General features: G+C 64.0%; 15 protein-coding genes. 10 read left to right on the forward strand and 5 right to left on the reverse strand.

Going from position 1 to position 16,568, the window contains the following annotated elements; all coding sequences use genetic code 11:
- Window positions 1-5 precede the first annotated feature (5 nt).
- The 6 genes from mtnK (at window position 6) to JQ572_RS27965 (ending at window position 6,849) form a co-directional block, all read left to right on the forward strand.
- The gene (gene mtnK, locus JQ572_RS27940) at window positions 6-1,298 is read left to right on the forward strand and encodes an S-methyl-5-thioribose kinase (RefSeq protein ID WP_211386044.1); all 1,293 of its coding nucleotides are present in this window, start codon (window positions 6-8) and stop codon (window positions 1,296-1,298) included.
- A 131-nt stretch (window positions 1,299-1,429) separates the two neighbouring features.
- Window positions 1,430-3,019, forward strand: a complete 1,590-nt coding sequence (locus JQ572_RS27945; RefSeq protein ID WP_211386045.1) for an ABC transporter substrate-binding protein — start codon at window positions 1,430-1,432, stop codon at window positions 3,017-3,019.
- 60 nt (window positions 3,020-3,079) lie between these two features.
- Window positions 3,080-4,003 carry an ABC transporter permease gene (locus JQ572_RS27950; RefSeq protein WP_211386085.1) on the forward strand — a complete coding sequence of 308 codons (924 nt, stop codon included), beginning with the start codon at window positions 3,080-3,082 and terminating at the stop codon, window positions 4,001-4,003.
- Window positions 4,000-4,821 (forward strand): ABC transporter permease, encoded by an 822-nt coding sequence (locus JQ572_RS27955; RefSeq protein WP_211386046.1) that lies wholly within the window; start codon window positions 4,000-4,002, stop codon window positions 4,819-4,821. Before JQ572_RS27950 ends, JQ572_RS27955 begins: the two co-directional genes overlap by 4 nt.
- Window positions 4,818-5,798 (forward strand): ABC transporter ATP-binding protein, encoded by a 981-nt coding sequence (locus tag JQ572_RS27960; protein WP_211386047.1) that lies wholly within the window; start codon window positions 4,818-4,820, stop codon window positions 5,796-5,798. Before JQ572_RS27955 ends, JQ572_RS27960 begins: the two co-directional genes overlap by 4 nt.
- Window positions 5,791-6,849: an ABC transporter ATP-binding protein gene (locus JQ572_RS27965; protein WP_211386048.1), complete on the forward strand. Its 1,059-nt coding sequence runs from the start codon at window positions 5,791-5,793 to the stop codon at window positions 6,847-6,849. Before JQ572_RS27960 ends, JQ572_RS27965 begins: the two co-directional genes overlap by 8 nt.
- Here the strand turns inward: JQ572_RS27965 and JQ572_RS27970 are convergent.
- The gene (locus tag JQ572_RS27970) at window positions 6,836-7,465 is read right to left on the reverse strand and encodes a LysR family transcriptional regulator (RefSeq protein WP_211386049.1); all 630 of its coding nucleotides are present in this window, start codon (window positions 7,463-7,465) and stop codon (window positions 6,836-6,838) included. The genes JQ572_RS27965 and JQ572_RS27970 overlap by 14 nt on opposite strands.
- Window positions 7,466-7,593: 128 nt before the next feature.
- On the opposite strand from JQ572_RS27970, the gene JQ572_RS27975 reads away from it, so the two are divergent.
- Both JQ572_RS27975 and JQ572_RS27980 read left to right on the forward strand, forming a co-directional pair.
- A complete protein-coding gene (locus JQ572_RS27975; protein WP_211386050.1) occupies window positions 7,594-7,986 on the forward strand; it encodes a RidA family protein in 393 nt (130 codons plus the stop codon).
- A 49-nt stretch (window positions 7,987-8,035) separates the two neighbouring features.
- Window positions 8,036-8,740, forward strand: a complete 705-nt coding sequence (locus JQ572_RS27980; protein WP_211386051.1) for an L-2-amino-thiazoline-4-carboxylic acid hydrolase — start codon at window positions 8,036-8,038, stop codon at window positions 8,738-8,740.
- Window positions 8,741-9,045: 305 nt separating this feature from the next.
- Here the strand turns inward: JQ572_RS27980 and JQ572_RS27985 are convergent, their stop codons facing one another.
- The 4 genes from JQ572_RS27985 to JQ572_RS28000 form a co-directional block, all read right to left on the reverse strand.
- A complete protein-coding gene (locus JQ572_RS27985; RefSeq protein ID WP_211386052.1) occupies window positions 9,046-10,074 on the reverse strand; it encodes an ABC transporter permease in 1,029 nt (342 codons plus the stop codon).
- A 12-nt stretch (window positions 10,075-10,086) separates the two neighbouring features.
- A complete protein-coding gene (locus tag JQ572_RS27990; RefSeq protein WP_211386053.1) occupies window positions 10,087-11,589 on the reverse strand; it encodes a sugar ABC transporter ATP-binding protein in 1,503 nt (500 codons plus the stop codon).
- A gap of 6 nt (window positions 11,590-11,595) precedes the next feature.
- Complete coding sequence (locus tag JQ572_RS27995) at window positions 11,596-12,618, reverse strand: sugar ABC transporter substrate-binding protein (RefSeq protein WP_007610940.1); 1,023 nt, start codon at window positions 12,616-12,618, stop codon at window positions 11,596-11,598.
- Window positions 12,619-12,758: 140 nt separating this feature from the next.
- A complete protein-coding gene (locus JQ572_RS28000; RefSeq protein ID WP_211386054.1) occupies window positions 12,759-13,163 on the reverse strand; it encodes a globin in 405 nt (134 codons plus the stop codon).
- 479 nt (window positions 13,164-13,642) lie between these two features.
- Here JQ572_RS28000 and JQ572_RS28005 point away from each other — a divergent pair, with 479 nt between their 5' ends.
- Both JQ572_RS28005 and JQ572_RS28010 read left to right on the forward strand, forming a co-directional pair.
- Window positions 13,643-14,017 (forward strand): DUF2946 domain-containing protein, encoded by a 375-nt coding sequence (locus JQ572_RS28005; RefSeq protein ID WP_211386055.1) that lies wholly within the window; start codon window positions 13,643-13,645, stop codon window positions 14,015-14,017.
- Between the two features lie 85 nt (window positions 14,018-14,102).
- On the forward strand, window positions 14,103-16,559 hold the full coding sequence (locus tag JQ572_RS28010) for a TonB-dependent receptor (RefSeq protein ID WP_211386056.1): 2,457 nt from the start codon (window positions 14,103-14,105) through the stop codon (window positions 16,557-16,559).
- Window positions 16,560-16,568: the final 9 nt, after the last annotated feature.

The following is a 16,568-nucleotide window of genomic DNA, read 5'->3' on the forward strand; positions in this document are numbered from 1 at the left end:
TCGTCATGGCGCAGGGGCAGGCGGGAGGCTACCGGATCTTGCATGAGGCGGATCTGCGGGATTATCTCGCGGCCGCTCCGGACCTTGGGGCGATCCTCGGCGGCGAGCCGGCCGCCTGGCCCATCACCGAAGTCGGCGACGGCAACCTCAACCTCGTCTTCATCGTCAAGGGCGCGCGCGGCGGCGTCGCCCTGAAGCAGGCGCTGCCTTACGTCCGCCTCGTCGGCGAGAGCTGGCCGCTGCCGCTGTCGCGCGCCCATTACGAATTTCTGGCCTTGTCCCGGCAGGCCGAGCTCGCACCCGGTCTCGTGCCGGCTTTGCTGCACCACAACGAGACCTTGGCGCTGACGGTGATGGAGCTGCTCGAGCCCCACATCATCATGCGCAAGGGGATGGTCGCGGGCACGCAATATCCGCGCTTTGTGGACGACATCACCACCTTCATGGCGCGGACGCTGTTCTTCACCTCCGACCTCGCGCTGTCCGCCGCCGAGAAGAAGGAAGGCATCGCGGCCTTCGCCGGCAACCATGCGCTCTGCAAGATCACCGAGGATTTGATCTTCACCGATCCCTACCGGATCGCCGAGCAGAACCGCTGGACCGCGCCGTATCTCGACGGTCTGGCCGCTGAACTGCGCGACGACATGGACCTGCACGTCGCCGTCTCCCGGCTGAAGCTGAAGTTCATGGCGAGCCCCGAGGCGTTGCTCCATGGCGACCTCCATACCGGCTCGATCATGGTCACGGACAGCCAGACGCGGGTGATCGACCCCGAATTCGCATTCTACGGCCCGATGGGATTCGACATCGGCGCGGTGCTGGCCAATCTCCTGATGGCCTATTTCGCCTCCGCCGGCCACGAGCGCTCGCCCGGCGAGCGGCGCGCGTTCGAGGCTTGGGTGCTCGAAACGGTGGAGCAGGTCTGGAACGAGTTCGCCCGCAAGTTCCTTGACCTCTGGCGCGCAAGCGCGGCGGGGGATGCCTATCCCGCCTCGCTCTTCGCCGGCGAGAAGGGCGCCGCCCGCCTCGAGGCGGAGCGGCATGCCTACATGCAGCGCCTCTTCGCCGATACGGTCGGCTTCGCCGCCGCAAAAACCATCCGCCGCATCTTCGGTCTCGCCCACAATATCGACTTCGAGCTGATCGAGGATCCGAAGAGGCGGGCGATCAGCGAGGCGCGAGCCGTGCGGCTGGCGAGGGCGATGATGGTGGAGGCGGGGGCATTTCCGGCGATCGCGGACGTCACCGCTGCAGCGCGGAAGCTGCGGGATTGGAAGCCGGAGTTCACGGCCGGCTAGACGCGTCCCAACAGATCGGCGGAGCCCGGGCGCCGCGCCAGCATATGTCAACCGCTTCAAGGCGCTTGCATTCGACGTGCCGCGAATGGTCAACTCTCGGACCGGAGCACGCCTGCATTGTCGGAGGGACCATGATGTTCAGGATAGTGGCGATCGTTGCTGGTTTGGGCCTGGCGCTCGCCGGTGCGGCGGAGGCCCAGACCCCGCGCAGGGGCGGAACCATCCGTATGACCGCGCCTTATGGTTCGAGCTTCACAAGCCTGGACATCCATACGACCCAGCGCGCCCAGGACGAGATCTACGCCAAGGCCTTGCACCGGTCGCTCTACATCTGGAATTCCGCGGAAGGCAAGCCGGTTCTGGAACTCGCCAAGGAGGATGTGGTCTCGGGCGGTGGCTTCGTTCACACCTTCAAGCTGCGCGACGACGCCTATTTCCACAACGGCCGCAAGATGACGGCCGACGACGTCATCTGGTCCTACAACCGCATCATGGATGGCACCAAGGCCTATCCCGGCGCACGTTACGTCCGCATCATCGAGGGCGCGGCCGCGGTCGAGAAGGGCCAGGCCAAGGAGATATCCGGCCTGAGGAAGATCGACGACTTCACCCTCGAAATGAAGTTGACCGAAAAAGTCGATCCCGGATTCTACTTCTTCACCGCGCTGACCTCGATCTATCCCGCCGATGAGGGAGCAAAGGAGACCTTCATCCAGCATCCGATCGGCCTTGGGCCGTTCAAATTCGTCGAGCACGTGCCGGGATCGCGCATCGTCCTGGAGCGGTGGGACCGGTTCTACAAGCCCGGCAAGCCCTACGCCGACAAGGTCATCGTGTCGGTCATGGGCGAGGCCGCGGCCCGCGATGTCGCCTTCCGCAACAAGGAGATCGACACCTCGGTGCTGGGACCTGCGCAATATGTCGCTTATCAGAACGACGCCGACCTCAAGGGCACCGTCGTCGAAGTCGCCGAGGTCTTCACCCGCTACATGGGGATGAATCCCTCGTTCAAGCCGTTCGCCGACAAGCGCGTCCGGCAGGCGATCAACTACGCGATCGACACCGACCTGATCATCAACAAGCTGGTGAAGGGCAAGGCCTATCGCGCCACCAGCTGGCTGCCGCTGACCTCGCCCGCCTACGACAAGGCCATGAAGCCCTACGCGTTCGATCCCGCCAAGGCCAGGCAGCTGCTCGCAGACGCCGGCTACCCTTCAGGCTTCGAGTTCGAGTGGACCACCAGCCAGAACGAGAGCTGGGGCTTGCCGATCGTTTCGGCCGTCATCCCGATGCTGGACAAGGTCGGCATCAAGGCGAAGGTCAAGCAGGTCGAAACCGCGGTATTGGCGGAGGTAGTTCGCAGCGGCGACTACCAGGCCTTCATCTATTCCCAGGCGACCGGCCCGGATCCCCAGGCCGCGCTCAAGTGCTTCCACTCCGCGACGCCACAATCGGCCTGCAACTACATGAACTACAAGAACCCCGAGTTCGACAAGCTGATCGACGAGGCCGGACAGACCGACGACGCTGCAAAGCGCATCCAGCTGCTGCAGAAGGCCAATGCGCTGCTGTACGAAGAGGCTCCGGTCTGGTTCTTCAACTACAACAAGGCGGTCATGGCCGTGCAGCCCTGGCTCAAGGGGATCCAGCTGAACGCGACGGAGCTGACCCATCAGAACGTCGAAGACCTCTGGGTCGACGAGACCTCGCCCGCGAAGTGACATGCGCTGTCGCGCTCCCTCCATCGCGACCAACGACGGAGGGAGAGAGGAAAAGTGCCGATGCTCTCCTTCCTGTTCCGCCGTCTCGTGCAGACCATTCCGACCGTGCTCGCCGTCGTGCTGCTGGTCTTCGTGCTGTTCAGCGTCGTGCCCGGCAGCATCGTCTCGAGCATGAGCGACGATGCCGATCCGCAGGTCGAGCTACGCATGAAGAAGCAGCTCGGCCTAGACGATCCCGTTTATGTGCGCTTCGGCGCCTACATCGCCAAGCTCGCGACCGGTGATTTCGGCACGTCATTCCGGACGCGCGAGCCTGTCACGACCATGATCGCCAAACGGATGTGGCCGACGCTGCAGCTCATCTTCGCCGCCATGGCGTTTTCCGTCGTGATCGGCGTGCCGCTTGGTTTCATCGCCGCCCTGAAGCCCGGGGGCATCGTCGACACGCTCGCAATGGTCGTGGCGGTATCGGGCCTTTCGATCGCCAAATTCTGGCTCGGGCTGGTGCTGATGTACTTCTTCGCGTTGAAGCTCGGCTGGCTGCCGAGTTTCGGCTATGGCGACGGGGGATTGAAATATCTGATCCTGCCGGCCGTGACGCTCGGCGTCTCGCCGATGGCGTTGTTCGCCCGGACGACACGCGCTGCTGTGCTCGAGATCATGACGGCCGATTTCGTCCGCACCGCGCGCTCCAAGGGCATGAGCGAGACGCGAGTCGTGAAGTGGCATGTGATGCGCAACGCGCTCGTCATCATTCTCACCACCGTCGGCCTGCAGTTCGGCGCGCTGATGGGGCAGGCGGTCGTGGTCGAGAAGTTGTACTCCTGGCCGGGCATCGGCTCGCTGCTCGTCGACAGTGTCCTGCAGCGCGACATTCCGGCGGTCCAGGGCTCCATTCTCGTCGTGGTGCTGGCCTTTCTGGCGATCAATCTGCTGATCGACGTGCTCTACGGCGTGATCGATCCCAGGATCAGATACGCATGAAGCTCCGCGCCAATCTCATCATCGGTGGCGCGCTGTTCGCGCTTGCGATCCTGGTCGGCCTGCTCGCGCCCTGGCTGGCGCATACCGACCCTGTCCTCGACGCCAATCTCATGAACGCGGAGGAGCCGCCAAGCTGGACTTGGTGGTTCGGCACCGACGACCAGGGCCGCGACATCTATTCTCGCGTCGTCTACGGTGCGCGCGTCTCGCTGACGGTCGGCATCGTCTCGCAGCTCATCAACAGCGTCATCGGCGTGGCGCTGGGCCTGAGTGCCGGCTATTGGGGCGGCTGGTGGGACGATGTCGTCAACGGCCTGACCAACGTCATGCTCGCGATCCCCTCGCTGATCTTCGCGCTCGCCATCATGGCGGTGCTGGGCCCCGGCCTGACCAGCCTGCTGATCGCGCTCGGCTTGACCAACTGGTCCTTTACTTGCCGCATCGCGCGGGCCTCGGCGCTGTCGCTGCGAAGCCAGGGCTATGTGCAGGCCGCGACCGTGCTCGGCTATGGCGATCTGCGCATCATGATTACGCAGCTGCTGCCGAACATGCTGGGACCGATCGTCGTCATCGGCACGCTCGGCATGGGCAGCGCGGTCCTCTCCGAGGCCGCATTGTCGTTCCTTGGCCTCGGCGTCCGTCCGCCGTTTCCGAGCTGGGGCAGCATGCTGTCGGATGCCCGCGACCAGATCACGACGGCGCCGTGGCTCTCGGTCTTTCCGGGCCTCGCCATCTTCCTGACGGTGCTTGGTCTCAATCTGCTCGGCGACGGCCTGCGCGACATCCTCGATCCCCAATCGCGGAGCCGGCGGACATGACCGGCGCGCCGCTGATCGAAGTCCAGGATTTGCGTATCGACCTTCACGACGGATCGCGGCGCGTTGCGGCGGCCGAGGGCGTTTCATTCCGGATCGATCGCGGCGAGACGTTCGGTCTCGTCGGCGAATCCGGTTGCGGCAAGAGCATCACGGCGCTCGCCCTGATCGGCCTGTTGCGGCCGCCGCTGTCGATCGGCAATGGCGTCATCCGCTTCGAGGGGAATCAGATCCAGCACCTTTCGGCGGCCAGGCAGCGGGAGCTCCGCGGCAACCGCATCGCCATGATCTTCCAGGAGCCGATGACGGCGCTCAATCCGGTTTCGCCGGTGGGACGGCAGATCGCCGAGATGTTCGTGCTGCACAAGGGCAAGAGCTGGCGGGAGGCCAACCGGCTGGCGGTCGAGGCGCTGGCGAACGTTCGCGTCCCCGCGCCGGAGCGCCGCGTGCACGATTACCCGCACCAGCTGTCGGGCGGCATGCGCCAGCGCGTGATGATCGCCATCGCGCTGGCCTGCGGTCCGGACCTGCTGATCGCCGACGAGCCGACCACCGCGCTCGACGTGACCGTGCAGGCCGAGATTATCGAGCTGATGCGCAATCTGTGCGCCGAGCGGGGGACGGCGATCCTGATGATCAGCCATGACCTTGGCCTCGTCGCCAATGTCTGCCGCCGCGTGGCCGTCATGTATGCCGGCCGCATCGTCGAGGAGCGCGGCTCGGCCGATATTTTCCGTGCCCCCTCGCACCCCTATACGCAGGGCCTGGTCGACTCGCTGCCGCGGCTGGGCAGTCGTGCCGCGCTCGGCCGCAGCAGGCTCAAGGAGATCGCGGGCGTGGTCCCGGCCATCACGAATTTCCCTGACGGCTGCAGGTTCAACCCGCGCTGCGCGCAGGCGACCAATATTTGCCGGACCGTCGTGCCGGAGACGGATTTGTTGAGTGCCGGCGGTCTGGTCAGGTGTCATCATCATGCATGAACCGCACGACGGTCTGGGTGTGGCGGGGCAGGCCGACGATGTCATTCTCAGCGTCGAGGATCTTGCGGTTCATTTTCCGCTGGGCGGCGGCTTGCTCGGCCGCAGCCGGCGCCTGTTGCGCGCCGTCGACGGTGTCGATCTCAGGCTGAAGCGCGGCGAATGCCTCGGCCTCGTCGGCGAATCCGGCTCCGGCAAGTCGACGGTCGCATTGTCGATCCTCGGCCTCTTGACGCCGACGCGCGGCCGCATCGTTCTGGACGGGCAGGTTGTGACGAACCGGCAATCCGGCGATCGCAAGGCGCTGGCCCGCACCGTGCAAATGGTGTTTCAGGATCCCTACGCCTCGCTCAATCCGCGCCAGACCGTGCGCCGCACGCTCGAGGATCCCCTGCGTGTGCACGGCGTGACCGCCGCAAGCGAGATCGAGGACCGCGTTGCGACGATGCTTCGGCATGTCGGCCTGCGGCCCGAACAGTCTGGCCGCTACCCGCACGAATTCTCCGGCGGCCAGCGCCAGCGTATCGGCATTGCGCGCGCCCTGATCCTCAATCCCAGGATCGTCATCTGCGACGAGCCCGTGTCGGCGCTCGACGTCTCGATCCGCGCCCAGATCATCAATCTGCTGCTGGAATTGAAGGACACCCTCGGTCTTTCCTACATCATGATCAGCCACGACCTCGGTGTCGTCGAGCACATGAGCGACAAGGTCGCCGTGATGTATCTCGGCCGGATCGTGGAGAACGGCGGCTGGCGCGAGATCTTCGAGCGGCCTGCGCACCCCTACACGCAAGCCCTGATCGCCGCCATTCCCGATCCGCTGCACCATGCGCCGCTGGCGACGACAGGAGGCGACCTTCCCAATCCGCTCAATCCGCCGAACGGATGCGCGTTCAGTCCACGTTGCCGCCACGCGGAGGATGTGTGCCGTCACGAGCCGGGGCCGATGCTGGAAACGCGCCCCGATGGGCACGCGGTGGGGTGTTGGCGGAGTGAGGAGATTGCGGGGCAGGCGGCGTTGGCATCGTCTGACGGCCGCCTCAACTTCCCATGATGCCGACCAGCCGAGGGCGCCGGTGGTTTGCGAGCCGGTTCTCGGCTGGCAGCGCGCGCAGCCAATCGCGGAAGCTGACGATTTCGGGGCAATCCGCGGTGCCTTGAGGCGCAATCAGCCAATCGCCGACGCCCGATCCCTCATCGACCCGGTCGCAACGATAGCCCGGATGATGGCGGAGGCCCCGGGCGATCAGCAGGTCGACCTTGCCCTCGACCAATTCGTGCAAGCCGGCCGGCTGCAGCACCCGCAGGCCGATCTCCGCATGCGTGCTGCGAAACTCCTCCAATTGGAGGCGGCGCAAGTCGACGCCGCCATGGACGCCCAGCTGCAGGAGTGCCGCACCTGCCGGTTTCAATTGCGAGGTGGCCTCCGCAATGTGGCGGAAGCCTTCGGAGACCCCGGGAAGATAGGCCCGACCGGCCGCGGTGAGGATGAGCTGCTTATGCAGCCGCTCGAACAGCTGCACGCCGAGGCGCGCCTCCAGCGCTTTCACCTGCTGCCCCACGGCGGCGGGCGTCACGTGCAGCTCGTGCGCGGCCAGCTTGAAGCTGAGATGCCGGGCGGCGGCCTCAAAAGCGCGGAGCGCGTTGAGTGGTGGCAGGATGTAGGTCATCGCGCACCATTTTGACACTGATGGGCCTCGGCCTTGCAATAGATTTTCTTGCGCTGAGCCGCAGGAATGATGCTTTGCGAAGCAGCGATGTCGCCGGATACGGTCGGCCCGCAATCCGGAGAAACTCCATGCCCCCAGCTCATGTCGTCAGCCACAATCCCGCAACGGTCCACGCGCCCGCCGGCGGCTACTGCATGGGACTTGAACTGAAGCAGCATCGCCGCCTGTTGTTCATCAGCGGCCAGGTGCCGGAACGATCCGACGGTACCGTGCCCGAGGGTTTCGAGGCGCAATGCGAGCAGGCCTGGCGCAACGTCATCGAGGTGCTCGCCGCCGCGGACCTTGGCGTCGGGCATCTGGTCAAGGTCACCACGTTCCTGACCGACCGCAATCAAGTCGTGCCTAACCGCATCATTCGCCGCACGATGCTCGGGGAACACCAGCCCGCGCTGACGGTCGTGATCGTCGAGACCGTCGACAGCAAATGGCTGCTGGAGATCGAGGCGATCGCCGCGGCGTGAAGCCGGTGTCGCCGGCCTTGCAATGAACCAATCATATCGGGTGTATCCAATGGCTGAGAACATTCATGCTTTCTACGAGACGCATCGGGACGCCATGGAGGCCGCCATGCGCGATCGCCTCGACCTTGCCGAGGCGATGTTGCGCGAGCGCGCGCATCTATCCGACATCGACGGGATCGGGCGGGAGGTGATGGCCGAATTCGAGATCGTGCTCACCCAGATGCCCTATGTCGGCGGTGCGGCAAGCCGCATGAGCGATTTCTTCATGCGTCTCATGGGCTTCATGGCTATCAGCCGCGTGCTGCGACGCCACGGCGTGCCGCCGCCTGTGATCGGCGAGATCGAGCGCGAAACCTACAAGGCGCAATTGCTGACTACGCCCGAAACGGAACGTCTCGCCTCGGGGCGCCATTTCATGTCGCTGGAGAACCAGGCCGTGCTGCGCCAGCACGCGGCGAAGAGCGTTACTGAAAGCCATCAGAAGGATTTTCCGGAGGATTTCGTCTACGATTTTGTCGAGCCGGATACGGGCGACAGCTTTGAATTCGGCATCAACTACAAGGCTTGCGGCTTCTGCAAACTCGCGGCGCGCCACGGCGACAAGGAAATTTTGCCGAACATTTGCGGGCTCGATTTCGTCGCCTACGCAGCGCGAGGCATTCGCCTGGAAAGGACACAGACGTTGGCGGGCGGCGCGAGCCACTGCGATTTCCGGTTCTCGCGGCTTGCGCCGGATAGGAAGGCGGCAAGCTGAGCCGCCTTCTCATGCCCTGCGATCGTATCGGTCCTTGATTGCCCCCGTTGACGTATCGTCATTGCGAGCGCAGCGAAGCAATCCAGAATCTTTCCGCGGCGGCAGCCTGGATTGTTTCGCTGCGCTCGCAATGACGGGGTAGGCAACGGCTTTTCGAAGCAACCGCCCATGATGACATCGTGCACCTGTTTTGCCCGACGTGTCAAACGCTCGTCTCGCTGCGGCTCAAGTCAAGCCGATCTGGATTCCTCAGCGATTTCTACTGTGCATGGGGTTGTTTTCGCGCTTTTTGTTTTGAGGCTTGTCTAATCCACCGCCTTCTCCCTCAGCCGCTGCGCATAGACGTTGATCACCAGCGCCGCCAGCAGGATCAGGCCGCGGATCAGGATCTTCAGGAAGCTGTCGATGTTGACGTGGTCGAGGCCGTTGTTGAGCACACCGAGAACGAAAAGCCCGACGATGGTGTTGCCGATGCCGCCGCGGCCGCCGAACAGGCTGGTGCCGCCGACCACGACGGCGGCGATGGAGTCGAGCAGATAGGTGTCGAACTCGTTCTGCTGCGCGCTGCCGAAATGGGCGACGCCGAGCATGCCGCCGATGCCGGAGCAGACCGCCGAGATCACCATGACGGCGCCGAGGATCAGCTTGACGTTGAGGCCGGAATATTCGGCCGCCTCGCGGTTGCCCCCGACCATGTAGACGTAGCGGCCGAAGCGCGTGTAGGTCAGTACCAGATGGCCGCCGAGCAGCATGATCGCGGCGACGATGACGATCCAGGGGATGCCGCCGATCGAGCCGGAGCCGAGCGTGGTGATCAGGCCGGGCACCTTGTAGGCGATCTGGCCGCGCACCAGCATCGCCGAGATGCCGGCGGCGATCTGCATCATCGCCAGCGTCATGATGAAGGAGGGGATGCCGATCACGGTCAGCCCCAGCGCATTGACGAGGCCGAGCGCTGCGCAGAGCAGGATGGCCATCAGGATCGCCGCGGCCCCGGGCAGGGGGATGTTGGGAATGTTGACGTAGGATTCCTGCAGCGTGAAGTAGGCGACCGCGATGCCGGTGACGTTGGCGATGCTGGCGATGGAGAGGTCGATCTCGGCGCAGAGGATCACGAAGGTGAGGCCGACCGCGATGATGCCGGTCACCGACACCTGGGTCAGGATGTTGCCGAGATTGTCGAGCGTGGCGAAGGAGGGGCTGGCGAAGGCGAAGAAGCCGGACAGGAAGATCAGCGTCAGGAACGGCGCGATGTTGCGCATCTGCGAGCGCAGGAAGGGCGCAAGACCACGCGCCCGCTGTCCTGCCGCCACTGCCGTCTCACTGCTCGCCATGGTGATTCTCCGTCACGCCGCTTCCAGCAGGCGGTCCTTGCTGACCGGCTCGTTCTTGAATTCCCGCACCAATGCGCCGCGCTTGAGCACGAGGATGCGGTCGGCCAGCGACAGCACCGTCTCCGGCTCGGTCGACAGCACGATGATGGCGAGCCCCTTGGCGCGGAGATCGCGGACGATGTTGATGACGTCGTTCTTGGCGCCGACATCCATGCCGCGGGTCGGCTCGCACAGCACCAACAGCTTTGGCGGATAGGTCAGCCACTTTGCCAGCGCGACCTTCTGCTGGTTGCCGCCGGAGAGCATGCCGAGGTCGAGGCCGACCACCGGCGGCCGGATCTGCAACTGCTCGACCTGCCGCTGGGCGATGTCGCGCTCCTGCGCCGGCTTGAGCAGCAGGGACGAGATGCGGTCCAGAATGCTGATCGAGATGTTCTTGTAGACCGGCTCCTGGTGAAACAGCATGGCGCGCCGGCTCTCCGGCACCAGCGCCACGCCGGCGCGTCGCGCCGCTGCCGTGCTGGCGAAGGTTTTGGGCGTGCCGCCGACGGCGAGCGTGCCGCTGTCCGGCTGCAGCTTGCCGAACAGGATTCGTGACAGCTCCTGCTGGCCGCAGCCCATGAAACCGTAGATGCCGAGCACTTCGCCCGCGCGGGCCTCGAACGAGATGTCCTTCAGGCTGCGCGCCAGCGAGAGCTGATCGACCTTCAGGATCACCGAGCTGTCGCTCGGCTGGGGAAGCATCAGATCGTCGCTATAGCTGTGCTCGAGCGCTTCGCCGCCGCGGCCGATCATGGCCTCGATCAGCGCGCCCTTGCTGGTTGCGGTGGAAGGCGTTTCGGCGACCTTCCGCCCATTGCGGAACACCGTCACCATGTCGGACACGAGCAGGATGTCCTCGATGAAATGCGAGATGAAGACGATGGCAGTGCCTTCCTCGCGCAGCCGCCGAAGCGTTGCGAACAGCCGCTCGACCTCGGGCGGCGAGAGCGCGGAGGTCGGCTCGTCCAGGATGACGATGCGGGCGCCGGAGAACAGCACGCGCGCGATCTCGATCAGTTGCTGGAGCCCGATCGGGAGGTCGCCGAGCCTGCTCATCGGGTCGACGTCGATGCCGAAGCGGGCGAGCTGCTCGCCGGCCTCGCGCGCCATGCGCCGCCATTGCACCAGGCCGAGCCGGTTGGTCGGCTGATTGCCCAGGAACACGTTCTCCGCGACCGTCAGGTCCGGCGCGACGCTGAGCTCCTGGTGGACCATGGCGATACCGGCCGCATGCGCGTCGCGCGCCGAGCGGAAATGAGTCTCCTTTCCATCGATCAGGAAGCGGCCGGAGAATTCGCTGTGCACGCCGGCGATGATCTTCATCAGCGTGCTTTTTCCCGCGCCGTTCTCGCCGACGAGACCGTGGATCTCGCCGGGATGAAGCGCGAAGTCGACACCACGAAGCGCTTCGACGCCGCCGAAGCTCTTCGTGATGCCCTGCAGTTCCAGGATAGGCGAACGATCCTCTCGCATGGAGGCTCAGATCAGGAAGTGATCCTGCATCCACTGCATCCCGGCGGCGTTGGCCTTGGTCACGACCGGGCCGTCGGTGACGACGTTCTTCGGAATGCCCTGTCCGCTCTTCTCGCCGCCGACCACGGCAGAGACGCCCGCGATGATGGCGCCACCGTGGATGCGGCAGGACGGATTGCGAACCGTGGCGAACATGCGGCCTTCGCTGACCGCCTGGATCGCCGGCGGCATGGCGTCGACGCCACCGATCAGGATATTGGTGCGGCCCCGCGCCTTCATGATGTTGGCGGCGGCCAGCGCCATGTCGTCATTGTGGAAGAACGCCGCGTCGATCTGCGGGTACTTCGTCAGGTAGGTTTCCCATAGCCGCGCGGTCTTCGACACGTCCCAGTCGGCGGGCTGGGTGTCGAGCACCTCGATGCCGGGGAATTGCTTGACGACATTGTTGAAGCCCTTTGCGCGGCCCTGCGCGCCGGTGTGGCCGAGTGCGCCCTGGGTCATGATGATCTTGCCCTTGCCGCCCATCGCGTTGCACAGCGCCTGCGTCACCGAGGCGCCCATGAACTCGTTGTCGGGGGCAAGGAAGGAGTGGACGTTGATCTGGTCGAGCGGCGCAATCAGCGTGTCCATGTCGATCACCGGCGTGCCGGCGTCGATCATCTTCTGCACGGGCTGGGTGAGGGTGCCGATGCCGAAGGCCTGGATGGCGACGAAATCCCATTTCTGGGAGGCCATGTTGTCGATCGCCGCGCGCTGCTTCACCGCATCGAGCTGGCCGTCGAACCAGGTGACCTCGACGTTGAACAGCTTGCCCCAGAATTCCGCGGCCTGCTTGCCCTGCGCGCACCAGGTCGCCTGGAGGCCCGCATTGGAGAAGGCCGCCTTCAGCGGCTTCTCGCTTCGTCCGACTTCGGCTGCAAGGGCGGGGTTTATGCCCATGCTGCCGAGGATGGCAGTCGCGGCGCCGGCGGTCGCTGCCGCCTGAAGAAGATCGCGCCTCGTCGTCGAGAAATCTTTCGTCCCGGACATCGCTCGCTCCCATAAAATCTTAGCGTCGGCGCGTCATTGATTGCGCGACCGATCTCCGAAAGTGTCTCACAAGAGTTGATGCCACTCAATCTGCAATCAACGCGAGATCGCCGCAGTCTGTGTTGGTGCAGCGCAAAGTGTCAGGCCTGGACGGCTGCGAACGCGTCGATCTCCACGAGCAGTTGATCCCAGGCCTGCGCGATCTCCGGCGACCATTCATCGCGGAGGAGATCGCGCAGCGTATCCCTGATGACGGCGAAGAACGCGAGGAAGAGCTCGCGTGGCGTGCCATAGGCGTCGTGCGAGGCGATCTCGCAGGCGATCAGCCGAAAATGCCCGCGACGTTCGCCGGCAAGGTCGAGAATTGCCTCGATCGTCAGTGCGAGCATCGATCCCTTCACGAGCTCGCTGCCTTGCGAGCGGAACATCGCCTGCGTTTCCGGATGCTCTTTGGACAGACGTTGATAGACGAGCGGCGTGAGATCGGCGCAGCACGTCGCCGCGATCTCGAAACTCTGTTCGACCGGATTGGGAGAAGCGTTCATCGGCAGTTCAGCCACGCAGACAAAAAAAGAGCGGGGCCCTAGCCCCGCTCGAAAATTGTGTCGACCCTATTATCCCCGATTCTAAGATTTGATCTTGATTGGCGGGGCGACGCTGCGTTTTGCGCGTCAGGGGCTCCTCCCGAGACTTGGACCACCAGACTTCGACCTCGCGGCCAGCCTGAGCAAGGGTGATGCTAGATCAACTTTTCTCACTTGTCATCATTTTCGGCAACGAATGTTCAAAATTCGAGCAATTGACGAAATGATCGGGCTTTTGGCCGCCTAAGCATATGACAAATATATGAAATCTTTGGATGGGTGGGGTGGTCTATCTGCCTCAAATGCCGGACGGCCGCGCGGCGGGGGGCCCCGATCACAGTTTTCGAGAAATTTGCGCTGGGCCAAGAAGGCGGCGGAACTGACCTCGACTTGGGTCCCCGCGCGGTGTTTAGTTGGCAGACGAACGAATGGTTCGGCGGATGCGCGCACGGCTGCAAAAATTCCTACCCCTGGTCCTGCTCGCTTTGGCGATGCAGGTGCTGGCGCCGATTGCTGCCTGTCTGGCGGCTGGCCAGGCCGTGGCCGATCCGTTGTCTGCCGGCATCATCTGCCACAGCGCGAGCGAGCTGGGCGGCCTGGACGATCAGACCGGCACGCCGACGGCGCATGGCGCCGCCTGCGCGCTCTGCTGTCTGGCACAGGCGGGCGCGTCGCTCGATTCGCCACGGCACGCTGCACTCTCCGTTCCCTTCCGCCACGCCGAGCGCGTGATCTGGCACGCGGCGGAGGTGTCTGCCGTCGCGGCGCATAGAGGCACCAGCGCCCAGGCGCGCGCGCCGCCTCAGTTCTCCTGACGACCCCAGTGTCGCCGCGGTTCGTCCGCTGGCGACGGATGCTGTCGAACAGCCGGGAAGAAAGCCGGCGTCAGGAATGCCCCCAATGTTACATTGTCATGCCCGCCGTGGCGTGAGCGTCGTTGCCGTTCAGGCCGCGCTGCTTGCATCATCGAGCGGAGTTTTTGCCCAAAGCAGCGGTGCGGTGCTGCCGCCGGTAACCGTCGACGCGCCCGCCGCAGTGAAACCCAAGCCGCGCAAGCCGGCGGTACCCATTGCTGCCGCCAGGAGCCGCTCCGCAAAGCCCGCCAGCGAGCGGGCCGCTTCCGCTCCCACCGGCGAGCAGGGAGCGGGCAGCGCCCGCGCGTCGCTGGATCCGCCGGCCGCCGTGGCGCGCTATCAACTACCCCAGCGCTCCTTCAGCGTTACGGCGAAGGAAATCGACGAGACGATCAACCTCAAGGACCCTGAGGATGCCGTCAAATACATGCCGAGCCTGTTCGTGCGGAAGCGCAACGACGGCGACAACCAGGCGGTGCTGGCGACGCGAAGCTGGGGCCTGAACTCCAGCGCGCGCACGCTGATCTACTACGACGACCTCCTGATCTCGGCGCTGATCGGCAACAACAACACCAATTCGTCGCCGCGCTGGAACCTGATCTCGCCGGAAGCGATCGGGCGGGTCGATTACCTCAACGGCCCGTTCGCCGCGGCCTATCCCGGCAATTCGATCGGCGGCGTCCTCTTGATCACTTCCAAGATGCCGGACAAGCCGTTTGCGGTCGCCAAGGAAACGGTTTCGGTGATGCCGTGGAATCAGTACGGCACCAAGGACACCTATGTCACAAGCCAGACCAGCGCGGCGGCGGGTAACCGCGAAGGTGCGCTGTCCTGGCTTGTCAGCGCCAACTACCTCGACAGCTACCAGCAGCCGCTGACCTACACGACGAGCAGCGCAAACCAGGCTGGTACAACCGGCGTGTTTCCCGCGCTGAACAAGCAAGGCGTTCCGGCCAACGTAGTTGGCACGGGAATCCTCGCTCATTCGCAGCAGAGCTCCGGCAATATTCGCCTTGCCTATGATTTGACGGCGCAGGTGCAGGCGACTTATTCGTTCGGTATCTGGAATAACCACCAGGTCTCCGATCCCCAGACCTACCTGCGGTCGACCGCGACAGGGCTGCCGACGTTCAACAACATCACGACGTTCGCAAACGCCAAATATATCTGGGACGAGACCCACCTAAGCAACGCGGTCGCGATCAAGAGCGATACCAAGGGCATCTTCGATTTCGATCTGTCCGCATCGAGCTACAATTATCTCGAGGATACCCAGCTCAATCCATACACGGTGACGTCGGGCGTGGGCTTCTCGCAGAACGGCAGGGTCCAGCGCATGGACGGCACCAACTGGCAGAACGCCGACGCCAAGGGAATCTGGCGTCCGCTGGGGTACGGCGGGGCACACGAGATCAGCTTTGGTATTCACGGCGATCGGTACCGCCTGGAAAATCCGACCTATGGGTCGTCGGTCTGGTATCAGGCTGCGACCGCTACGGGACAGCGTTACGCCAACAGTCAGGGCGAAACGCGCACCGGAGCGCTCTGGCTTCAGGATGCCTGGAAAATCCAGCCCAATCTGAAGCTGACCCTGGGGGGGCGGCTGGAGACCTGGCAATCGCTCGATGGTCAGAACGTCGTGACCCTGGCAAACGGCGCGGGCGCGATCACCTCGTCATTCACGACCAACCAGCCGGGTCTTGCTTCGACGAATTTCTCGCCGAAGGCCTCGCTCTCCTACGATCCGAACAAGGATTGGAATGTCACGGTCAATTTCGGCGAGGCCTATCGCTACCCGACCGTTCTGGAACTCTATCAGAACGTGACCGTCGGCAATACGATTACGGTGGCCAACCCTTTCCTGAAACCCGAGCAGGATTTCACCGGCGAGTTCAACATCGAACGGCACTGGAATGATGGCAGAGTCCGGTTGACCCTGTTCAGGGAGCGGACCAACAACGCGATCATCGCGCAGACCAACATGATCAACGCGACCCAGAGCGCGACCACGTTCAGCAATGTCGATGCGATCAGGATGCAGGGTGTAGAGTTGTCCGCCGACAAGGACAACGTTCTCATGAACGGTCTACAGCTGTTCGGCAGCATAACCTATGTCGACTCGCGCATCCTTGCCGACGCGAGTTGGGCCGGCATTGATCCTCTGACCAATCAGGCCACGACCGCCGTCGGCAAGCGCGTGCCATACGTACCCGACTGGCGCGCCAAGTTCGGCGTCACCTATCGGCCGAACGAAAGCTGGGCCTACACGGTTGCCGCACGTTTCAGCGGCAAGCAGTACTCGACACTGGACAACACCGATCGCGTCGCCCACGTCTACGGCGCCTTCGATAACTTTCTCGTTGTGGACTTGAAGATGCACTATAACGCGACGAAGAATTTCGCGTTCGACTTCGGCATCGATAATCTCTTCAATGAGCAGTATTTCCTGTTTCATCCTTTCCCGGGCCGTACCTTCGTTCTGGCCGGCAAGTACACGTTCTGACGATGTTGA

This window comes from Bradyrhizobium sp. SZCCT0153 (genome assembly GCF_018129995.1).
In the GTDB taxonomy this organism is placed as follows: domain Bacteria; phylum Pseudomonadota; class Alphaproteobacteria; order Rhizobiales; family Xanthobacteraceae; genus Bradyrhizobium; species Bradyrhizobium japonicum_G.